Raw genomic sequence first — 17,151 nt, forward strand, 5'->3', positions numbered from 1 at the left:
ATTGGCTACCGCCTTTCTTCTACCAGAAAACAGTGTATAAGGCAACCAATATTCCTACAATCAACACAGAACCCACAATGAAACCTGGTCTTGGCCTGAACATGCTCGAATCTATTTCCAGGCCTTTTGGATTTTGGCTATGCCTGAATTCCAACAAGCTAATTAAAATCATACCAATTACCGAAAAGATGAACACGAAGCCCATTCTATCCAAGAATGGAATTTCGTAAACCCCGTTAACCGGTACTGCGAAACCTGTGGAATATAGGAAGGAAAGATCAGCAAATTGTGGCAGAAACTTAAGAAAGACCGACATCATGAAACCTCCTATCGTTGCAAAAAGTGCAGCAGAAGAAGTGGTGCGCTTCCAAAAGAAACCCAGTAGAAACATAGCAAAGATACCTGGCGAAACAAAACCTGTGTATTCTTGTATGAACTTAAAGCCACCTTTTTCTATCCCTAGAAATGGGGAGATTACTATCGCCAGCAACATCGCCACCACCACCACAATTTTCCCCGTAACCACAAGATTTTTTTCTGACGCGTTTTTATTGAAGACTTTCTTATAAATATCCAATGTGAAAATGGTCGAAATACTGTTCGCCTTGCCGGCGAGCGAGGCCACAACGGCTGCTGTCAACGCGGCAAAGGAAAGCCCTTTAAGTCCACTGGGCAATAAATTTAGCAACACAGGGTAAGCCCTATCTACTTCTAACTTGCCATGCACCAACATTTCTGAGCTGAATACCTCTTGCTTGTAAAGCACGAAAGCGGCAATACCTGGTAACACCACAATTATTGGCATCAACAGCTTTAAAAACGCAGCAAATAAAATTCCGCCCCTTGCTGTTTTTAAATCTGCACCCAAAGCCCTTTGTGTAATGTACTGGTTGCAGCCCCAATAGTTAAGGTTTACGATCCACATACCGCCGAGCAGCACCGTAAGGCCCGGAAGTTCTATATAATTTTTATTCGTTTTGTCAAATATCATGTGGAAGTGGTCGCCGGCCTGCTGCGTCATCAAGTGGAAGCCCGATATAACGCCCGACTGGCCAAAATGGCTAGATACCATATCCAGTGCTAGGTAGGTTGTCGCCAGTCCGCCTAAGATTAGAAAGAACACCTGTATCACATCGGTATAGCCTATTACCTTCATCCCGCCAAGGGTAATAATAATTGCAAAAATGGCCATGCCAAGCATACATACTGTAAAATTTATGCCAGAGATGCTGCTTACCGCAATGGCGCCTAGAAACAAAATAGAGGTAAGGTTTACGATGATGTAGAGCAATAGCCAAAACACCGCCATAATCATCGCAACTGTTTCGTTATACCGTTTGCTCAGAAATTGGGGCATGGTAAAAATTTTATTTTTTAGGTAAACTGGGATAAAGAATACCGCCACAATTACGAGGGTAATCGCCGCCATCCACTCGTAAGTGGCTATGGCAAGCCCCAATTGAAAGCCCGATCCGCTCATGCCGATAAACTGCTCTGCAGAAATATTGGAGGCAATGAGCGAGGCGCCGATGGCCCACCAAGTAAGTGATCCTTCTGCTAGAAAATAATCTTTGGAATCGGAATTGATACTCTTCTTTCGCCTGTAGATATAGAAACCGTAGCCGGCAACAATGATAAAATAACTTAAAAATACGATGTAATCGGCAATTGACAAGGAATCTGCTCTCATTAATTTTTTTGATTAGGTTTGGTTAGTTCTAGTTTTATTCGGTCATCATACCATTAATCTCTTTGTATCGAAATATAAACCGAGACCTATGCTTTTCTACGCCTCACTAGAAAAAAATAAATTTTGTCTCTAAAAATAAATGTAATTCTGACAATAAAAAAATTTTTCCATGTTTTAATTCAAAAATATCACAGTAAAAAATAGTGTGATTGCAAATTTAGCTGCAGCAAGAGGACTCACAAGTAGGTCTGCACATTGTATTTGCAATGGCGTGAGAAATTTCTCTAATTGATAAATCAGTTACCAGAAATCAATTATTTGTTGCTCAAAGCACAATCATTTTACAAATACCAAAACGTAGAACGATGCTCGTAAGTCTAAAATCTCATCTAATGTTCCTTTCTGGTCTACTCCGCCACCTTTATCCTTATGCCTTCGCTGTGGCTGCTAAACTCCGGCGCGTACATACATTGAATGCTTATGATGCCGTTACTAAAATTGCCTGAATGCGTTACAAATAATGGATATTCGAACACGTAGGTTCCCTTTGGCAACCGCGAAAAGAAGAAATTGGTACTCGCATCTTTTGTGCTTTCATAATAGCCAAGTCCATCTTGATATTTATAACTGCTAATCACATTAATCGGTTCTGTAGCAGAAGCACGCATATCTTTCATGTGTACATATTCCATGTCTCTATCAGAACGCAACTCTATACGCACTTTAAGTTTATCGCCAATGTGCAAACTAGCGCCATCTTTAATTTCTGTAATTACAGGGCCTTTATCAGAATTAGTCTCGACAAAAAGCTTTTTAACCAATTTCAATGGTGTTTCGGCGGAAGTAATTTTATCAAGATCTTCAAAATATTGCCAGTACACAGCACCCCAAGATGTAGAGTTTGAAGTAGCGCCGGTGCTCGTAATATTCACTTTAATGTTTCCCATTTCTGGATTTACCGCACTACCTTCTATTCTTTTCTTAAAATATCCGGTGCCTGCTTCTGCACTTTCGGAAGAAGAAATTACAGTATTTTCGCCAAGTGTGATGTTTACGTTTTTTTCTTCGGCCAGCCAATTGCTGCCATTAAGCAATAAGGCGTAGCATGCTTCTGCTGTGGCTTTTGTAGTGCGCCAGTTTTGTGTTTGTTTTTGCTTTAGCAACCAAGTCTTTAAATCATTTACGGTAGCTTCGTTTTTATCAATAGCTGTAAATGCTTCTATAATCATCGCCTGACTTTCTATTGGCGCCTGATACCAATACCAGCCACCTCGCGCAAGATCTTTCCAATACATACCCATTTCTTCACTATTGATGGCTGTTTCTTTTAGCGAAGCGATAATTGCCTTTGGCGTTTTATCCTTACCAATACGATGCAATGCTAGGGCAATCATTGCTTGCGTATATTTATTGTTTTTAAGCCAATATTTTTCAGCTTGCCCCTCATAATATTTATAAGCAGTACTGGCTTTTGTAGAAATGCCCATCTCTGGAAAAAAGCTGCGCATATACAAAAATTGTACGGCGGTGTTACTCAAATTATTCTCAGCCAAATTCCTTTTGTACTTAATCAAATCTTGATAATCGTCATTTAATCGTGCATCTAAATACGGCAGTGCTTTATTAACCATTGTCTTTAGATCATAATAATCATCGTCAGATAGCGCTTTTAATTTACGCAAATGGCCGATACCGGTAATAATATATTGAGTAATGTAACGATCATCTGGCCCGCCTTTAAACCAGCTAAAGCCACCATTAGGCGATTGCATTTCGCGCAGCTTATTAAAGGTTGCACTTTTTTCCTTTGCAAGGCGCGTCATGTTAAACAAAATTCCAATATTTTTTTTCTGCTCAGCTTCGCTTTTTGCTTGCAATACCCAAGGCGTTTCTTGCAACAACGCAGATTTTAATTCTTCGTTTTTTTGCAGGTTGCTAGCCTCTCCCCCCGCCCTCTCCTGGGGAGAGGGAGCTCCTAACGCGGCCCATTTATCGAACACAGCTTTTAATTTTGGTGTGCTGCTTGCCACATAACTTGCCAATGTATTTGCGTAGTAACGGTTAAAACTCTGCTCTGCACATTCATAAGGATAGTCCATTAAGTATGGCAAGGCTTGTACCGCATACCAAGCCGGATTTGAAGTGTATTCTACCGTAAGCGCTTCATTGGTAAGTGTAATAGAGTTTTTTCCTGAGTTTACTAATTTATCGAAAGTAAAACTCTTGCTATTTGTGTTACGTACATTTAGCGGCAATGACTCTGTTACCAGCATTCTGTTTGTAAGCACAGGTATTGCTGCCTGCTCGCCATCGCTAAAGGTATTGCCTGTGCTATCTTTTGTAACCGACTGCGCGGTAATGCGATAAGACAGCGCGCTGTTGAAATTTAACGGAATGGCAATCGGGAATTTTACTGCTACACTCTGCCCTGCCGCTACCGTAAACTTCTGGTTTTGAGAAACATTCTCAAACAGGCCATCAACGGGTTTATCTGTAACGGCATCGAACAATTGCAATGCAGAGGTGCCCTTAATTTCCTTATCGGTTAAGTTTACAATTTTAGCTGAAAACTCTAGTGCGTCTCCCTCTCTTAAAAACCGTGGCGCATTTGGCTGAATCATCAAAGGTTTTTGAGTGATCAACGTTTTTTCTCCATAAACCGATTGCAGATCTTGCGTATGTGCCATCGTCATCATTTTCCACTTGGTCAATGCTTCTGGCATGGTAAAAGAAAAGCTGATGTTTCCCTCCTCATCAGTCTTTAAATCTGGAAAGAAGAAAGCGGTTTCGTTAAAGTTTTTTCTAATTTTTATGTCTGCGCTGGGGTAAAGTTTTACTAAAGTATATTTGCCCGTTTTAGTAGTAATTATAATTACTCCATTTGCACCCTGACTTCCATAAACCGCAGTAGCCTCTGAATCTTTTAATACTTCTATGCTTGCAATGTCGGCGGGGTTAACTTCGGCAATGTCTTTAAGTTTAGTAATTACACCATCAATTATATAAAGCGGACTTTGACCTGATTGGGTACTTTCGCCGCGGATTTTCATTTGGCTAACCGCACCTGTTAAATCTAGCTTACGCTGAGTGCCATAACCAACTACAACGACCTCGTTTAGATTTTTTTCTTCAGATATATTTAATCCTGCCACTTTCCCTTGCAATAATTGCTCTGCACTAGAAACAGGTATATCCTCAATAGAACCTCTATAACCAGGTGCTCCAGAAATTTTGTCTGACGATGATGCTCTTAAATATTCTCTTGCTGGACTTTCATTAAGCGCGCTATTAATTATTGATGGATATACAAAATAAGATGGTCTTAAATAAGTTCGATCCCAATTATTTACGTTTCTAGATTGCGATTGCGTAAACGTTCTGCTATTCCATTGGGCGTAATAACTTAACGACTTCCAAACGTTTTGTAAACTCTGCCAACTGTGTGGCTCTAGTTGATCTAGAGAAGCATCGTACATACTAATCAATGCTTCTGCAGCTACTGCATCTTTTTTCTCGCCACTAATTTTTACACTCCATTTCTCTTTACTTCCGGGCAAAATATTATCTCTAAAGGTGGTGTAATCGATACTTAAAACTTTATTGCTCCACGGAATATCAGATACCTGCGCAAAATTGTACATCCGGTTGTGCTGCACAAAAGCTTGGGAGCGAAATATGCCGCCGCGATCGGTTTCTGAAACCTGCAAGCTACTTTTATAAGGAGTATTCTCTGAAACTTTAACAAAATTAAATGTCGTTTCGCCTTGGGTCTTCTTTGTTTCTTCTATAACCCAAATATTTTTAAATGCTGTTTGATACTCGTACTGGATCTTCTCGCCAGGCTGATAAACTTCTTTATCTCTTTTCGCGATAAATGGTACGGTAACAACCGTTTTTTTACCTGTAAGTTGTATGTATTTAATGTCTTTTACTTCCTCGCCATATTTATCTTTTGCAGTTGCGGTAAATCTGTACCAGCCTTCGGACAAATCTAAATTTTTAAAATCCCAACTTCCATCTTTTTGGCTGTCCGCTGTTATTGCAGGGTAGGATTTCTCTATCGCCCAAGTCTGCACCTTAGATTCATCCTTGTATTCATCATAAGGAAAATAGGTATGAAATTCTTCAGCGCTCATTGCAAACTGATCTGGCTGTTGCCAATAACGGCTACGATAAATTTCTGTGTTCCCAAGCAATTTTTCTACCTGCAAATTCACAGTGGCTTTTTCAAACACGCCATTGGTATTGGAAGAATTAACTTTTAAATCTTTCAAGCTGTCTGCCTCTAGCTTTTCGGGGTCTTTGATGCTTAACGATAACGCTTGATATTTTACTGCTACATCGGTGTTTCCACTATGTGTTTCTCCATTAATATCTGTAACATCAGCACTTATTTCGTACGTAAAAGTAGGTTGTGCTTTCTTTTCTACGGTTTCATCTGGGATAGCTTTAAAAGTGAGCTTAAATTCTCCCTTGGCATCGGTTTCTATCGTGCCGTTGGTAATTTCCATTTGAGTATTCTGCCCGAAAGGTCTCCGCCATCCCCACCAAATTGGGTATTGCACTTTGCGCACCACGCGATATTTTACCGCAGCGCCATCTACATTATTACCTGCAAAGGCCTTTGCGTTTCCAACTACAGTAATGCTGTCATTTACACGGTATGTTCCCTCTGGTTGTTTTATTTCTACAGAAAATTTTGGGCGCTTATACTCTTCTACAGAAAAATATACCTGGCTATTTGTAACACTGTCTTGCACACAGAACTGCCCATTTAGCTGCCCTTGGGGCAATACAAAACTGCCATTGTATGAGCCAAAAGCATTGGTGGTAAGTTCTATAGAACCCTGCTTCTGTCCGTTGGCGTCGTACAAAATAACTGTTGTAGATTTATCTTTCACTACACTATCTCTTTTGCCACCATTTTCTGCACCAACCATAATACCTTTAAAAAAGACAGTCTGCCCAGGGCGATAAATACTTCGATCGGTAAATAAGAAAGCCTTATATTTTTGCGACCCATTTATGTTGTTACCATAATATAAGAAGTACTCGCTATTTGCAAAAAGCTCATCGTTTTGATAATTGAATTGCATCATACAACTGGCGTTATGAAGACTCTTACTTTGCGATAATTGGACGAAACCATTTCTATTTGTCGTATATTTTTCCCGTTTAATAGATGAATATTTCCTTGTTTGATAATTGTAACTGCGCTGCCAAAGCTGCACCTCTGTTCCTTCTAGGGGTTTGCCGGTATTTCTATCAACCACAAATAGTTCATTGGTATTATTATGGAGAATTTCGCTGATGTTCGATACAGAAGTAAGTTGATACGAGATTAAATTAGCATCTTTTTTAAAAGAGGGATTGATAGAGGCAAGAATATAATATTGGCCAGAGGGCAAACCATCTACTTTTATCTCGGTGCTGTGCAGCATAAAATCTTTGGTAGAGGGTAAAGGTTGTTCCCATTGTTTTAATGGTGTAAAAGTTCGCGTTGTATCCCAATTGTTGGGATTATCTCTCAGAAAATTTGGCGTAACTTTTACTACACGCAGGTAAATTTTATCAATATTTTTATAGGTTACCAAAAGGCGAAAAGGATTATTTATGGTATTTACGGCTTCTGCACTTAAAGATAATTGAGGACTTATGATGTCGTTAATTAGGTTTTGCGCCTTTAACGCTGCTTGTGTTTTAGGATAGTTTTTAATAAGCTCTTCTGCAAGTGATTTAGCTTTTACGTTATTTAATTTTAAAGAATCATTCTGATCAGTTGCAAGCGCATTAAAATTACTAGCTATTAAATAAGCAGCTTCTGCACCTTGTTCTGTGCCAATAAATTCTTCTTCCAATTTTTTAAGCGCAGCCAAATACAATTCGTTTTTGTGGGTAAAAACTCCATGTTGATTTACGAAGGCAAGGCGTTTTAAGTCTGCATCTGCCAACGCGGCCTTGTTTCCATCGGCAAGGTGAAAGCTAAATACATGTTGAAAGATGTGAAGCGCCTGCAAATAAAATGAAGCGCTGTCTTTTGCGGTAATGGTGAGTTTTGCAAATTCGCCGACGGGTGCAAAATACTGTTCATCGTTAATAAGAAACTGATCAGCAGGCTTGGTGACATCATTTTCTGAGTTCACAAAAAAATCTATCGCACGGTGAGCCAGCAAATCGTAAATGGTAGGCCGTAAACCTTCTGTATTGCTACCTTTGTTTATAATTGCTTTATAGTTTTGTATGGAGGTGTTTTGAAGAATCTTTTCGCTTTGTAGCGAGGCGAGGTATTTTGCCGAAATGGTTTCTAGTAATTTTGGCAAACTCCAAGTGGCAATATCTTTGCTATTTTCTTCTTGCAACGCTGTACGATTATAAAATTTGTATCGGTTTCGAGCCTTATAGTCGTTAAGCATTTCGGCTTGTAAGCTCTGAAGAATATTTTTAGCAGGTGTTTTAGTCTCCGATATTAGGGTGTCTAGGTAAAAATAATTGTTAATCCGGCTTCCCTCCTCTACCGCATTGCGATAACTCATGATATAGATGGCCGCCTTTAGCTGTTGTGGGTCATTTTTGGTTTTTACCGCATTAGCAAATAGTCGCAAAGCTATTTTTCGTGCAGAACTGACTAAGCCTTTTTTCTCTAGCGAGTCGATTTTTTTATACGAGCTGCTATAATCAATATTAGTTTGAGCCAGCGCAGCACATAAATTTAAAAGCATAAAAATGCTGAGGGCGAAAATTATTTTTTGTAACATAGTGTTGCTCTATCTGAGGGATTGTAAAATAAGGTTTTTCTGCATAATAATAAAACAGAATGCTTTAAATTAGAGATGCATACTGCGCTTTGTTTCCATAAAGCTGGAATGGTAGCCTAGAAATTTTGCGAACGAAGTGTAACGATGACAGTAATAAAATTTCTAAAACGTGCTTCTTTGCTAGCGCTAACGATGGAAATGGCATCCTATTTGGCTTTTTCTTCCAAAAAGATACAATGGACAGTCCCGAACCTTCGGGATAAAAGCGCCCAAATTATCAGAAAAAAAATAGTTTGTGAAATAAATTGAGAAACTTTGAAAGGTTTCTGGGCTTTCTACGACCAATGTTGCAAACAATAAAAATATTTATATGAAACCAAGAGAAAAAGTGCCTCAATTATCATTAAAGACGATAAATGGAGAAGTATTTAAATTAAGCGATCACCAGCCAAAAAACTTTACAATGCTTATTTTTTATAGAGGATTACATTGCCCGGTTTGCAAAACCTATTTGGAAGAATTAAATGGATTGGTGGAAAAGTTTACGGAAAAAGGAGTTGATGTCATCGCGGTAAGCATGAACAACCAAGAATTGGCCGAAAAGACGGCGGAAGAATGGAATATTGAACACGTTAAAGTTGCTTATGGTCTTTCAGAAAGCGATGCAAACGCTTGGGGCTTATTTTTATCCACCGGCATGGGCGAAAGCGAACCACCTGTATTTGCAGAACCAGGTCTGTTTTTGGTTAAACCAGATGGAGAGCTTTATTATTCCTCTATACAATCGATGCCTTTCGGCAGACCAAAATTACGCGAAATGCTCGGTGCCGTAGATTTTGTACTGGAACATAAGTATCCCGCTCGCGGAGAAAAATAAACCTCGCAGAGTAGACTTCTAAATTGGAAAGCCTTAAATTTAAAGCCATGTGGGTTTTTAAATTTAAGGCTTTTATTGATTAGTTAAGTTAACAGCCTGCGCCACAAATTGGTCTAATAGCACATGAAGCGTTTTTTGATGTTTGAGCGGCAATCGTGTTTTCCGTTCTAACTTTTCGATAATCTACCTATTATCCTCTTTGCTAACGTTTATTTTTTATCATCCAATCTTGTCGATTTAGATAGTTTTTTAGTCGCTATTTCAAAATATGCAGTAGTCAAAGCATCTTTGAACAATTCTGGGTTTACTTTTTCCATTTCAATTAATGTGCAACCCCGTTTGCCCCATTTATTATCTACCGGATAAATAATCGTCTTATCAGCGGCAGAAAAAACGTCTTGGTCTATTTCTGAAAGCTTAATGCAAGCAATATTCTTTGTCTCGTCAAAAGTGACAAATATTTTTTTTCTAATTCTAAATGAGGTCTTTTCAAAATGTGGTTTCTCAATTGCTTCGGGAAAAGAAAGCGCCAATTTTCTAAGTGTGTCTAGTGAAACCATCTCCTTTTTTATTTTTTTACTGGTGTAAGATGAGTTAAAATGCAAAGCCACTTAGTGTTCTCCTTTTTGTAAACGTCTGTAATCCATTTGTCTGCTTCTGGTGGTTTTCCATGCCAGCTGCCTGTATTTTGTCCGCGTCCCGTTACCAATGCAATTTCGCCATAAATTTTAACCCGCAAAATTTCCTTCGTCATTGTATCATGAGAAAGCAACCCATGCTTAAGCACTTGAAAAAAACTTTCTTGGAGTATTATCCAGCCTTGGCTGTTTACCAAAACCCAGTCTTTGGTTATGCACTTTTTAATTTCAGTTACTTGGTTAGAAAATTACGGCCTTGTTAAAATTGTTTTCTATCTCTTTAAAAAACTTCCTCAATTCTTGATCGGTCATGTTTTACATATTTCAGTAATGACCTAATAGTGTGCTAAACCCCAACCGTCTTTCGCAGCTAAAAAAATTTTCGAATTCGCAGCATAAAATTTAATTCCGTGCTAAAGTTCTGTTGAGCACTAAACTCGCCATATTGCCAAAGTGATTTTAGCTGCCATCTTTTTATATTTGTCCGTTATATTTTGGGTCAAAATCCACAATCCATTCAATACCGAATTTGTCTCTAAACATCCCAAAATAAGACCCCCACGGACTGTCGGAAATCGGCACTTCGATATTGCCATTTGCAGCGAGTCCATTAAATAACTTGTCTGCTTCATCACGACTTTGCGCGCTAACGGATATTTTAGACCTGTTTTCATTTTCACTTACTATGCCCATACTTGCAGGAACGTCATTGCCCATTAAAACGTTTTTGCCAATAGGCAACGCAATGTGCATAATCTTGTTAGCCTCGTTAGCTGGCACAGGATGTTCTGCGCTTGACATCTCTTTAAAACGTTTAAGCATTGCGAACTCACCGCCAAATACAGACTTGTAAAAATTAAATGCTTCTTCGGCATTTCCGTTGAAGTTGATGTAAGGATTAATAAGTGCCATAGTAATATTTAAGGTTTTATTTATTCATTAGGTTGTTTCATGGAAATTTCGAACTGTTGGTTTATTGATGTTTTTGATAAACTTGTTTCAATATCGCTTAGGGTCTAATTTAAAATCGATTTTCGGCTGTTTAAACTTAATTAAATCCCTTTAAATTAACGATTTTAGGGCTTGGTTAAATTCTTTAAAAACAATGATAGCAATCCATTTTAAAATTTCCGATAAAAATGGTCTGTGATGCTTCTGTATCAATCCTTCCATTCATGTTCTGATTCCAAAGCTATTTCTAAAAAGCTAATTTAAACTTGTCCTATGGCAAGAAAAGTTTTTTAATTTAAGTGCTTCGTAATCTTAAAAAGTAGAGGCGGCAAATTTTGACAGGAAAAAAATTAACAGACCTAAGAAATGTTGTTAAACAGGTTGAAATACATGGTTCCTAGGGCATTTTTTTTTGCGTGACTAATATCAGTGGAAACCTGTAGCGAGGAACGAGCGGGAAGGTGTAGCGCAGCGCCTGACCCTTGCCCAACTTGGAACACACAAAAATAATGGAAATATTTTACAGCACCTTTCAATATTAAGTCTTAACAAACGACTAAAATTTTAACTTTTGCCACGCTACATACTTCTTAATTATTTTTCTATTAATGCTTAGCTTTTCTACCTTTTCCATGCCAATTTGCGTAAGCGTATCGCCGCGCAAAACGATTTTAAAATAAAAATCCTTGTTCTCCCATTCACGGAATTTGCAATAGACCAGGTGTTCTGTGTTATTATCGCCGATAAGAGTATAGGTTCCGCCACCTGCAACAAAGATAGAGTCGGCTTTCTTTCCTTGATGCAGGTCGTGCGTAAAAAAGGCAAAATGCGTTTTGTTGATGATTTTGATGGTTTCTTGGCTGTTGGAGTAAGTAGATGTGGTATCGTATCCCACAATTGCGACAGCCGAAACTAGTTTCTACGTGCCAATAATTTTTGGCGAAGTTGTATTTGTTACACTATCTTTTTTTCCTTTTTTGAGAACAGACATAGAGAAAATCGAAATGAGCGAAAACAAGTAAGTGATTCTCATGTGATGGGTTTGTGTCGAAAAACGCCGTTCATATTTACGCTTATTTTTTTCAAAATAATCTATTGGAAACTTTAATTCATTTATCAACATTTGCCATGTAAACGCTCTAATTTTAATCAGCTGTTTGTTTATAGCGGTAGCAAATTACCTTATTTTCTTACAACATTTCCTTTTTCAAATAAGATTTTTTTATCTCCTTTATAAATCGTTAGGTAAGCTGAGGATGAGTTCTTCTCTCCCATCTCTAAAATTGCACATTCGTATTTGTATATCCCGTTAACGAATTCAAAACTATGGTTACCGCCACTTCCATCAGGAATATATTTGCCATGTAAAACAATTAAATCTGGCTTACTGCTCATTTTATTTCCCAATTTCCAAGACGCGTACCTGTAATTGCCATTTGCCATATCGTCGATTCTTATCAGATAAGTTTTAGTCTTTATTATTTGCACCGGTTTTTCCAATTGTTGTACCGATTTATAAAGCTTCTGTTTCTCTTGATTGATAAGAGCGTTCATTTTTGCAGCTTCCAATTTCGATTGATAATTTACGGATAAAAGCTTCCCATCATCGCTAAGCCAAACATCTCCTTGATACAGCATAATCCCCCGCCAGCCAACCGAAGCCCAATCTTTTGCCGGATTTGAATTGACAATCATTTTAGTCAACTTACCATCAAAAACCTCATCGTACCTTTCTAAAAACTCCGATTTATTCATTATTGCCGGCAGTGGGTATTTCCTTTGAAAAGGATAAGATGTATTGGCCGCTATAGTTTCTTTTTTTTGATTTTTTACGTTGTTGATAAAATTATCAACGCCAGTTTGCTGTTTTTTAGTTAGGTCTTGCCCGAAAACTGTACACACATTTAGCGCCAAAAACGCTAGAAAAAATAATCGTTTCATTTTTACTTTAAGGTTGATTTTTTTTATCGCAGTCGTGCTTTCTCGCGGTCATATCATACCGCGTAACCAGTATGATGGCAGACCCTAAAACGAGTTCAGGGTGAAGGTTATCTAACGTGTTTCCTCTTATTTTACCCGCTTCCAAAGCTCTAAACCATAGTTGTTATTAATTCCCCTAATGGTCATAAAATCGTCGTTTACCTTTATTTCAAAAGTGTTTTTTTCGCCGAGGTATTTTTGGTATCCGCCGCCAGTGTATTGAAGCATTTCTGTATAAACACCATTCTCAACCGAATAGCTTCCCATAAATGCTGCGCGCATAGCTTTTTGTTGGTCTGTAAAATCTACAACAACAAAGGTGCCCGGAGCTATGATTTTGCGCCTCTTCATCCCAGCCCCAAAGTAATTTGTTACCTCGGTGCTATCCCTCAAATTAGAAAGTTGCCAAGTCCCGATAATCTGCTTTGAAAGCGCTGCATTATTGCGAGCAGCCTGACGAAGCTTGTTGGAACATGAGTAAAAACATGTAAAAATTAAAATTGACGAAAGTGATAGTAAAAGCGTTTTAGATTTTTTCATTTGAATCAGTTTTTTGGTTTGAAGATTTATATAGAGAAAAATGCTAAGCAGTTAGCGCATTTTAAAGGTGTAAATTTCTAAAAAAAGAGCTGTTTTCCGGAAAGACCAACTCATATCTGACCTCTAAAATAAGGTTAAAAATTTAACATCGCTCATTTCTGTAATTTTTTCCTACAGCAAATTACTAAACCTACGCTTACATTAAGCATTTATAATAACTACCTCATACGCCAACGACAAAACGCGACAATCTATATGCTCAATTTGCCGCAAACCATCTATTTTGACGCAGCCGTTATGGGATTTTTGGAGAAGTAGCTATTTCCTTCTCTATCCAAGTTTCATAACCACGCTTAGAAAAAAACTATTCCTTTTCTGGCGGACTGATCATAATGTGAGCATCGTAAGTTCCAGGGTACATTAACCAAGGCATGCCCGGTTGCGAAGGTTTTGCAGGAAGACCGCTTGATGCAAGCGTGGCATAAGGAACATAAACTACGTAACGAAAGTTTCCATCCTTTAATTCGCCTGTGCTAGGATTATAATTTTCTTCTTTTCCAGAATACACGGTCAAGGTGGTAGGACTATCGGCTATCTTTAATTTCCCCTCTTTAACTTCTCGATCTCTTATTTCTTTCTTTTGTAAAGCCGTTTTTCCTTCTTCAGCTAATTGCCTACCGCGCGCCATAAAAGGCTCTAATTTTACAGAATAAGAGGCTACTTTTATCCCTTTTATTTTTGGATCATCGGCAAGGCAAACAAGCGCGCCAGTTCCCTTTTTTAGCGTAATAAACTTACCCGCCGGGCTGTAGCCTATTACCGTAGCGTCTGCTCTTAATTCTGGCGGCGCCGCCAATAAGGCAGTTTTAATTTGTATAGCTGCAGGCAAAACAGTTTGCGCAGAAACCTGTACCGAAACAAACAACGAACATATTATAATAAATGCTTTCATAATTATTGATGTTAATGTTTTACTAATTTAGGTAAAAAAATGTCAAGCTGAAAGCCAAAAGCTCAAAGCTGAAAACCCTTACAACCTATACCTGTTTCTTCTAAAATCCCCGCTATCAATTTTGTAAAGTTTGTTGGAAGAATCGAAATAGAAAAACTTAGTACTGCTAGGTTGGTTTGCATTCGCATAATAGTCATTCACTTTATAAACAGTGTAATCTTTCTCCATGCTCTCAAGAATAGAATATTCTCCCGATAACTTCTTAAATTCTGTCAACGGCATCCCTATATAAGTTTTCTCCGAGATAGATGAAACTGTTGGCGGAAACATTGCCTTACAGCTCATAACTATTGGTATTGCTACCAATAGCAATAATTTTTTAATTGCTTTCATTTGTGTGTGTTTTAACTTGTTTAATAACCTGACACTAAAATAGGAAACATCAATGAAATTCAACAAATTATTATTAAAGAATAACATAACGCCTTTCGCAAATTCTGCGTTGAATTACTACTGCACGATAAAATAGCTTAAAACTGCACAAACTGCCAACAGAAACAATTCCTCCACAACTAAACAAGTCTGCGCTGAATTACGCAGTTTTTAAAAAAGCATTAATTTTTCTGCGAAAGTGTTGCTTGCTTGCAAGAAAATGCTGTGGTAAAAAATATAGATAAAATGGCGCCATCAATTTGTTGGAGATAACTATGTATGGCATTATTGAAAATCGGCTACAGTTACTTTATCGTTAACTATTAAGCTAGCGATTTTACCGACCTGAGCTTTTTCGTCATCCCCAAATTTTATTACCGTGTAGAAGGTGAGTCCTCCAAATTTTTTGAAGTCTGAAAAAAAGGTTGAACTAAAACTGTTTTTATCAGCGTTTGAAGTTTTATCTTCTCTGAGCATAAAAAAAGAACTTTTGCTGTAATATAAATTCCTGATTTCTCCAGTTACTAAAGATGCCTTAATCTTATAACAATCGTCATCATTCACTTTTTCCGCTCCAATCAACTCAATAGTCCATAGAGAAGGGTCAATAAAATCCAAGTTGTTGAAAATATTCTTTCTGTACTTTTTACTTTTAAATTCTTTAGGGTCAGCTTTAGTTTTTTTGCCATCCACCATTTCGTAGCCGGTTTTTCCGTCGTACCAGTTTTGGAATACAATTCTGTCTTTGTAAATAATTTGGAAAGCCCCTTTATTGGGCAGCATTTCTTTTGTAATCCAATGCACCTGTCTACCTTCCATTTCTGTGCTCATGTCAGTGTACAAAGTTTTAATGCTTAATAAATAGTCTTTTCCGCCTTGCGCAGTTATCGCATGCTCTAGCACATCGTTTGCAGTTTTTACTGGCTTTAAATCTTGTCCAAACACACAGTTGCACATGCAGCTAAAAAGAAAAGAAAGTGCAGTGGTTTTAATTAGATTCATATTGGGGTTTTTGGGTTGAGAGGTGTGATTTTATGTGGTAACGCTTCTCCGCTTGGCGATGTGGCGGATTAGAAAGCGAAAACTTTCAATAATCACTAAATTTTATAAGGCGTACTAATCTTCGATTTAGCACTAATTCCGCCATATTACCAAACCGATATTGTACGATTGTGCTTTTAACGGCAATAGAGTTTTATCCAAATTTTGCTTTAAAAAAATCTTTAAAAGCCTTAACTTCCGCTTCTTGCATAATTGGAATTTCCATTGCTCCAAGTGATTTGCCTATTTTATAATTTTGTGCTGGTGTGTCAAACATAAAAATTTCACCATCTTTTAGCTCAACCGAATAGGCAGTACCAAATAAAATTGTTTTTGCTTCTTTTAATGTTTCTTCTGTGATGAAAACTGGCCATCCGCAACTTGCTAGTTTAGGGTCAATAGGGAGTATAATTAATTCGCCTGTAATTTTATTAAATGCAATGGTGTAATTATGGTATTCTGTTTTTTTAGTAATTAGCGTATCTTTTGTTTCTGCTAATTTACCATAAACAATTTCAAATCCTTGTAGATTGTCCTTTTTTAGAGCTTGTTTCATAAAAGCCCACATTTTGTCTTTTGTTTCTTTTACATCTTCTTCTGATGGAACGAAGAAGCTTTTTATTTTACCGAATATTCCCATTGTTTTATTATTTAAATTTTATTATTTTGCTTTATCGATTCGAACTTCAATAAGATCCTTTGATGATTCTTCTAATTCAAATGACACAATTACTTTATCATTCCATTTTAGCGCATTGCCCTCATTATCATAAAATATTGTTTTCTTTTCATCCTCTCCTGCATCTTTAGGAACAAATACACTATTATGTCCATTTTCTGACCAAGACATCTCTACTGTAGCAATCTTAGTGTCAATTTCTCCTGGCGTTAGCATTATATTAACATTTTGTGGCCTGTTGGTATATACTCTCATAAACGCGTGATAATTTAGATAACCAATAACAGAACCTCGTTTTCCATTATTGTCATTAATGAATGCATTTACAGATTCCTCAGTAGAAGGTATTGGTGAACCTTTCTCACGATGCGTAGCAGTGCCTTCAAAAAATGAACACGAACTAACGGTAAGTAGGGTTACCGCTAATGTTGCGGTAATAATTGAAATTTTAATTTTCATATTTATTTAATAATTTATAATGATAGTTTCTGTTACGATGTTTTAGTTTTGGCATATCACACAACGTTTTGAAAATTTGCGCATAAATGGCATTGCTTGCAGAACCGATGTCGTACCGCACAAAACTAAATAATTAACGAAAAAACTGAGTTTAACC

Annotated in this window: 14 protein-coding genes; 1 reads left to right on the top strand and 13 read right to left on the bottom strand. The window is 37.6% G+C overall.

Going from position 1 to position 17,151, the window contains the following annotated elements:
- Positions 1 to 19: 19 nt before the first annotated feature.
- Both ABIB40_RS14060 and ABIB40_RS14065 read right to left on the bottom strand, forming a co-directional pair.
- Positions 20 to 1,690, bottom strand: coding sequence for a sodium/sugar symporter (locus tag ABIB40_RS14060; RefSeq protein WP_354360014.1), 1,671 nt, complete (start codon positions 1,688 to 1,690; stop codon positions 20 to 22).
- A 407-nt stretch (positions 1,691 to 2,097) separates the two neighbouring features.
- Complete coding sequence (locus ABIB40_RS14065; RefSeq protein ID WP_354360015.1) at positions 2,098 to 8,445, bottom strand: alpha-2-macroglobulin family protein; 6,348 nt, start codon at positions 8,443 to 8,445, stop codon at positions 2,098 to 2,100.
- Positions 8,446 to 8,815: 370 nt separating this feature from the next.
- On the opposite strand from ABIB40_RS14065, the gene ABIB40_RS14070 reads away from it, so the two are divergent.
- Positions 8,816 to 9,322 (top strand): peroxiredoxin family protein, encoded by a 507-nt coding sequence (locus tag ABIB40_RS14070; RefSeq protein WP_354360016.1) that lies wholly within the window; start codon positions 8,816 to 8,818, stop codon positions 9,320 to 9,322.
- Positions 9,323 to 9,531: 209 nt separating this feature from the next.
- Here ABIB40_RS14070 and ABIB40_RS14075 read toward each other — a convergent pair whose 3' ends face one another.
- The 11 genes from ABIB40_RS14075 to ABIB40_RS14125 form a co-directional block, all read right to left on the bottom strand.
- Positions 9,532 to 9,882, bottom strand: coding sequence for an MmcQ/YjbR family DNA-binding protein (locus ABIB40_RS14075; RefSeq protein WP_354360017.1), 351 nt, complete (start codon positions 9,880 to 9,882; stop codon positions 9,532 to 9,534).
- 8 nt (positions 9,883 to 9,890) lie between these two features.
- On the bottom strand, positions 9,891 to 10,187 hold the full coding sequence (locus tag ABIB40_RS14080; RefSeq protein ID WP_354360030.1) for a nuclear transport factor 2 family protein: 297 nt from the start codon (positions 10,185 to 10,187) through the stop codon (positions 9,891 to 9,893).
- Positions 10,188 to 10,434: 247 nt separating this feature from the next.
- Entirely contained in the window at positions 10,435 to 10,872 is a 438-nt protein-coding gene (locus tag ABIB40_RS14085; RefSeq protein WP_354360018.1) for a VOC family protein, read from the bottom strand.
- Positions 10,873 to 11,467: 595 nt separating this feature from the next.
- Entirely contained in the window at positions 11,468 to 11,806 is a 339-nt protein-coding gene (locus ABIB40_RS14090; RefSeq protein WP_354360019.1) for a hypothetical protein, read from the bottom strand.
- A 287-nt stretch (positions 11,807 to 12,093) separates the two neighbouring features.
- Positions 12,094 to 12,852, bottom strand: a complete 759-nt coding sequence (locus ABIB40_RS14095; RefSeq protein ID WP_354360020.1) for a hypothetical protein — start codon at positions 12,850 to 12,852, stop codon at positions 12,094 to 12,096.
- A gap of 126 nt (positions 12,853 to 12,978) precedes the next feature.
- The gene (locus tag ABIB40_RS14100; protein WP_354360021.1) at positions 12,979 to 13,431 is read right to left on the bottom strand and encodes a hypothetical protein; all 453 of its coding nucleotides are present in this window, start codon (positions 13,429 to 13,431) and stop codon (positions 12,979 to 12,981) included.
- A 364-nt stretch (positions 13,432 to 13,795) separates the two neighbouring features.
- Positions 13,796 to 14,383 (bottom strand): hypothetical protein, encoded by a 588-nt coding sequence (locus tag ABIB40_RS14105; RefSeq protein WP_354360022.1) that lies wholly within the window; start codon positions 14,381 to 14,383, stop codon positions 13,796 to 13,798.
- 78 nt (positions 14,384 to 14,461) lie between these two features.
- Complete coding sequence (locus ABIB40_RS14110; RefSeq protein ID WP_354360023.1) at positions 14,462 to 14,776, bottom strand: hypothetical protein; 315 nt, start codon at positions 14,774 to 14,776, stop codon at positions 14,462 to 14,464.
- 324 nt (positions 14,777 to 15,100) lie between these two features.
- Positions 15,101 to 15,817, bottom strand: a complete 717-nt coding sequence (locus ABIB40_RS14115) for a hypothetical protein (protein WP_354360024.1) — start codon at positions 15,815 to 15,817, stop codon at positions 15,101 to 15,103.
- A gap of 193 nt (positions 15,818 to 16,010) precedes the next feature.
- Positions 16,011 to 16,496 (bottom strand): hypothetical protein, encoded by a 486-nt coding sequence (locus ABIB40_RS14120; RefSeq protein WP_354360025.1) that lies wholly within the window; start codon positions 16,494 to 16,496, stop codon positions 16,011 to 16,013.
- 21 nt (positions 16,497 to 16,517) lie between these two features.
- A complete protein-coding gene (locus tag ABIB40_RS14125; RefSeq protein WP_354360026.1) occupies positions 16,518 to 16,994 on the bottom strand; it encodes a hypothetical protein in 477 nt (158 codons plus the stop codon).
- Positions 16,995 to 17,151 lie beyond the last annotated feature (157 nt).

It is taken from the genome of Pedobacter sp. UYP30 (genome assembly GCF_040547165.1).
In the GTDB taxonomy this organism is placed as follows: Bacteria; Bacteroidota; Bacteroidia; order Sphingobacteriales; family Sphingobacteriaceae; genus Pedobacter.